Genomic DNA, 3562 nt, shown 5'->3' on the forward strand with positions numbered 1-3562 from the left:
GCCCGCTCACACGCCTCCATCGACTCCGCAAAAACCGGACAGACCCCCCACAACTCCCGCCCCATCCCAACCCACTGCGCACCCTGACCCGGAAAGACGAAACAAACCCGAACCCCGCTACCGGCCACCACACCGCGCACCACACTCCCCACATTCACCTCGCCAGAGGCCAACGCCCCCAGCCCAGCCGCCAACTCATCCAGACCCCCACCCACAACAACAGCCCGGTCCTCAAACGCCGTACGCGACGCCGCCAACGACCAGGCGATGTCCACCGGCCGCACACCCTCACCGGCCGACCCCACGAACGACGCCAACCGCCCCGCCTGACCCGCCAACCCCTCAGCACCACGACCCGACACCACCCACGGCACCACACCACCAGCCGCAAACACCGGGCTCGCCAAGTCACCACTCACACCCGCAAGCTCCCGCTCGGACGGCGGCTCCTCCAGCACCACATGCGCATTCGTCCCGCTGATCCCGAACGACGACACACCGGCCCGACGCACCCGCCCCTCGACGACCGGCCACTCCACCGACTCCGTCAACAACGACACCGCACCCGACGACCAATCGACGTGGGGCGACGGCGCGTCGACGTGCAGCGTGCCCGGCACGTGGCCGTGCCGCATCGCGAGCACCATCTTCATGACGCCCGCCATACCGGACGCGGTCTGGGTGTGCCCGATGTTGGACTTGACCGAGCCGATGAGCAGCGGCCGGCCGTCCGGCCGGTCCTGCCCGTATGTCGCCAGCAGGGCCTGCGCCTCGATGGGGTCGCCCAACCGCGTCCCCGTGCCGTGCGCCTCGACGACATCCACGTCACCGCCGGTGAGGCGGGCGTCGGCCAGGGCAGCGCGGATCACACGCTGCTGCGAAGGACCGTTGGGTGCGGTGAGACCATTGCTCGCGCCGTCCTGGTTGATCGCCGAACCCCGCACCACCGCCAGCACCGGATGGCCGTTGCGCCGGGCATCCGACAGCCGCTCCAGCAGCAGCACCCCCACACCCTCCGCGAGGGAGAAGCCGTCGGCGGCTTCGGCGAAGGGCTTGCAGCGGCCATCGGGCGCCAGGCCCCGTTGTCGGCTGAAGCCGACGAACGGCGCCGGGTCGGCCATGATCATCGCGGCTCCCGCCAGGGCCATCGAGCACTCGCCGGAGTGCAGTGACCGTACCGCCATGTGCAGGGCGACGAGCGACGACGAGCACGCCGTGTCGACGGTCACCGCGGGACCTTCCAGGCCCAGGGTGTAGGAGACGCGGCCCGATGCGACTGCAGTCGAGGCGCCGGTGACGAGGTAGCTCTCGGTGCCCTCGGTGCCGTGCCCGAGGAGACTGCCGTAGTTCTGGTCGGTGATGCCCGTGAAGACGCCGGTGCTGCTGCCGCGCAGGGTCTTCGGGTCGATCCCGGCGCTCTCGAACGCCTCCCAGGACGTCTCCAGCAGCAAGCGCTGCTGCGGGTCCATCGCCGCCGCCTCCCTCGGGGATATGCCGAAGAACGCCGCGTCGAACTCCCCTGCGTCCTGCAGGAATCCGCCGTGCCGCACGTAGCTGGTGCCGTTCCGGTCGGGGTCGGGATCGTAGAGCCGGTTCGTGTCCCAGCCGCGGTCGGTCGGGAAGCCGGTGATGACGTCCTCCCCCAGGCTGACGACACGCCACAGGTCGTCGGGGGATCCGATCCCGCCCGGGTAGCGGCATCCCATGGCGACGATGGCGATGGGGTCGTCGGCGGTTGAGCGCGCTGGTGAACCGGCCGCGGCCGCAAGCAGGTTCGTGTCGGGCCGCGGCGTCGCTCCGTCCCCGAGGGCCAGTTCGCGAAGGTGGGCGGCGAGGGCGAGGGGGTTGGGGTGGTCGAAGACCACAGTCGTCGGGATCGTCAGTCCGGTACGGGAGGCGAGGCGGTTGCGCAGTTCGACCGCCCTCACCGAGTCGAAGCCCAGCTCCTTGAAGGCGTAAGCCGCGTCCACGTCGTCGGCTGAGGCATGGCCGAGCACGGCGGCCGCCTCGGACCGTACGAGATCCTGTACGAAGCGGTCGTGTTCGGCGGCGGGCAGGGCTCCGAGCCGTTGGGCGAGCGGCGGCGCCCCCGCGCCCTCGCCGTCTCCGCCCGGTCGCCCGCTGCGGCCCGCCCCGGCGGCCGGGTCGCGCTCCGGCTCCAGGTCGGCGATGAGTGGGGCTGGGCGTGCGGCGCTGAAGACGGGTACGAACCGGGCCCAGTCGACGTCCGCGACAGCCACCACCGTGTCGTCGTGGTCGAGTGCAGCCTGCAGCGCCACCATCGCCGGTTCGGGGTCGACCAGGGGGATCCCGCGGCGGCGCAGCGGATCGCGCATGTCCTCCGCGATCATGCCGCCACCGCTCCAGGGACCCCAAGCCACCGAGTGCACCGGCAGCCCGCGCGTACGGCGCGCGTGCTCGGCGAGCGCATCCAGGGTGGCGTTGGCCGCGGCGTACGCCGCGTGGTCTGCGACGCCCCAGACCCCGGAGATGGAGGAGAAGAAGATCAGCGCGTCGGTCTCGTCGGGGTCGAGGACATCGGCGAGGTGCCATGCTCCGGCGACCTTGCCCTGCGCGACCTCGGCGAACTCCGCGAGGCCGAGACCATCGAGCCCACCCAGGGTGCCCACGCCGGCAGCGTGCACCACCGTCCGTACGGCGCGCCCCTCCGCACGGAGGGAGCTCAGCAGATCCGCGAGCGCGTCGCGGTCGGCCACGTCACAGGCCGCGACCGTCAACCGGGCGCCCAATGCGACGACTTGATCCTCGAGCTCCGCGAACCCGGAGTCACCGGTGGCTCCACGGCGGCTGACCAGGACCACGTCCTCTGCTCCGCCGCGCGCGAGCCACCGGGCGACGTGCGCACCGAGGGCACCGGTACCACCGGTGACAAGGGCGGTGCCGCGCGGCGTCCAGTGACGTTCGGGGCGGAGGGAGTCAGCGCTCCCCGACAGGGCGGCGGACACGAGCCGCCGTACGAAGGTGGTGCCGGCACGGAGGGCGAGCTGGTCCTCGTCCGTGCGGTCGCCGTGCGATGCCAGGACGGCGCAGAGGGCGGTGGCGTCCCGGCTCTCGAGTCGTTCGGGCACGTCGATCAGCCCGCCCCAGCGCGCCGGGAACTCCAGGGCTGCGACCCTGCCCAGCCCCCAGACGGCGGCCTGCGCAGGGTGGGCAACCGGCTCCTGCTCCCCGACGGCCACCGCTCCCCGGGTGGCGCACCACAACGGCGCGCTAGCCTCGGCACGTCCGAGCGCCTGGAGCAGGGAGACGGTGAGTGCGGCACCGCTGGGCAGTACGGGATGGTCCGGCCATGGGCGCTCGTCCAGCCCGAGCAGGGACAGGACGCCGCCGAGGGGGGCTGCCGTTTCGGCCAGTGTCTCGTTGACGGCGGCCTCCACAGCTACGGAGTCGGCGTGGCGGGCGCTGAGTTCGAGTACGCGGACGTCGGCGCCGTGGGTTTGCAGGGCGGTGGTGAGGGCAGTGGTGAGGTCGGTGGTGTGCTCGTGCGGGACGACGAGCAGCCAGGTACCGGTGAGCCTGGCCGCCCGCGTGTCCCGGCCGA

At 72.2% G+C, this 3562-nt stretch carries 1 protein-coding gene; it reads right to left on the reverse strand.

All coding sequences use genetic code 11. The features are described 5' to 3' along the window. The coding region (locus AB0M26_RS31550; protein ID WP_365266390.1) for a type I polyketide synthase at positions 1-3562 on the reverse strand (3562 nt) is incomplete at both ends.

Origin of the sequence: Streptomyces sp. NPDC051776, from assembly GCF_040681345.1 — a bacterium.
GTDB lineage: Bacteria > Actinomycetota > Actinomycetes > Streptomycetales > Streptomycetaceae > Streptomyces.